This is a genomic window from Nitratidesulfovibrio liaohensis (assembly GCF_011682075.1).
GTDB classification, from domain to species: Bacteria; Desulfobacterota; Desulfovibrionia; order Desulfovibrionales; family Desulfovibrionaceae; genus Cupidesulfovibrio; species Cupidesulfovibrio liaohensis.
The window spans coordinates 1-1,666 of record NZ_VSMK01000503.1 but is presented as its reverse complement, the minus strand read 5'-3'; the positions used below and the strand labels follow the sequence as shown (position 1 = coordinate 1,666).

Here is a 1,666-nt window from a genome sequence, read left to right as displayed (position 1 = left end):
GCCAACGCCGCGCCTTCGCGCGTGCCACTGCCCACCGCGCAGATGCCGCCGCTGAGCAAGCCAGCGCAGTTCGGTCGTGCCCACGCCCAGGCATACGGCCAGCAGGCCCTGACGGGCGAAACCGCGTCGAAGGCGACCGAACCCGCGGGTCCGCCCCAACCAACACAGGCGGAGCAAGCCGTACAGGCCGCACAGGCAGCCGCACCCGGTACCCCCGTGCCATCGACACAGCAGGCAACACCGACGTCGGCTGGCATGCCGCCCACTGCCCCCGCACAGACCGTCGAAGCCCCGACGCCCCCGGCCACTGCCGACGCGCCAAGCACACCTGGCGCACCCGACGCACCCGACGCCCAGCCGGTGAAGGGCTTTGCCCCCAGCCGCATGGCTGCGGCCAGCCTGTACCGCAAGTTCGCGCAGGGCTAGGCCGAACGGCGGCGGAGACACCCTTCCCATGCCCGCGCCGCTGGGCTAGAACACGGCCCATGGTCACAGCCGCATCCCACGACACCGATCCCCCCGGCTCTCGCGCCGAAGCCGCAGGGCTCGCCCCGTCGGCCCCTTCCGGCCCGCTGACGTCCTGTGCGCCGCGCCGGGTGCTGCACGTGGTTTCCTCGCTGGGGCTTGGCGGCACCGAAAAGGTCATGCAACTGCTGCTGACCCGGCTGGACCCGTCCCGTTTCCAGCGCGCCGTGTGGAGCCCCGCCGACGGCCCCCGCGCCGCTCCCCTGCGCGAGGCGGGTGTGACCACCTTCATCGGGGGCGACCTGGGCAGCGTGGCCGCCCGCTTTCTTCCCCACATCGTGCACGTGCACCGCGCGGGCTGGCCCCAGCCGGAACTGTTGCGCCCCCTGCGCATGGCCTTCCGTCAGGCACCCGCCGTCGCGCATTCTCCGGACGCGAGCGCCGAGGCTCTCCCCCGACGCCTGCCCGCCATCGTGGAGACCAACGTCTTCGGGCGGCACGACCCTTCCCCCTCGGGCCAACTCATCGACGTCACCCTGTTCGTCTCGCGCTTCTGTGCCGAACGCTTCTCCCGCGTGCAGGGCATCGCCACCGTGCCCCCGCGTTGGCGGGTGCTGTACAACCCGGTGGACACCGCCCTGTTCGCCCGGCTGACCCCGCCGCCCGCCGAGCGGGACTACACCCGCCCCGTGCTGGGCCGTCTGTCCCGACCGGACCCAGGCAAGTGGTCGCCGCTGGCCCTGCACATCCTGCCCTTGCTGCGCCGCGAGATGCCCCACTTCCGCTACGACGTCGTCGGCGGCACCCCGGACGCGGAACGCTACGTGCGCGAGCACGGCCTGTCGGACAACGTGCGCTTTCTGCCGCCGCTGCGCGACGACGCGGAACTGGCCAGCTTTTTCAACGAACTTTCCCTGCTGGCCCACGCCAACGACACCGGCGAAAGCTTCGGGCTGGCCATAGCAGAGGCCATGGCCGCCGGGCTGCCCGTGGTCACCCACCCTTGCCCCGGCCTGCGCGACAACGCCCAACTGGAACTGGTGGAGCACGGCGTCACCGGGTTGGTGGCCGAAACGGCGGACGATTACGCCGGGGCCGTGCTGCACCTGCTGCGTCACCCCGGCGCGGCCCGGCGCATGGGTGAGGCCGGGCGGCGCAAGGCCGCCGCGCTGTTCGACGCCGACGTGCAGGCCCGCGCGCT

1 protein-coding gene and 1 pseudogene are annotated in these 1,666 nt (G+C 72.7%); both read left to right on the top strand.

From position 1 onward, the window contains the following. Window positions 1–426: pseudogene (locus FVW27_RS20660) on the top strand (flagellar export chaperone FliS); the annotation flags it as partial. A 59-nt stretch (window positions 427–485) separates the two neighbouring features. Next, window positions 486–1,666: glycosyltransferase family 4 protein (locus tag FVW27_RS14895; RefSeq protein WP_167126576.1), on the top strand; the 1,181-nt coding region annotated here is incomplete at its 3' end.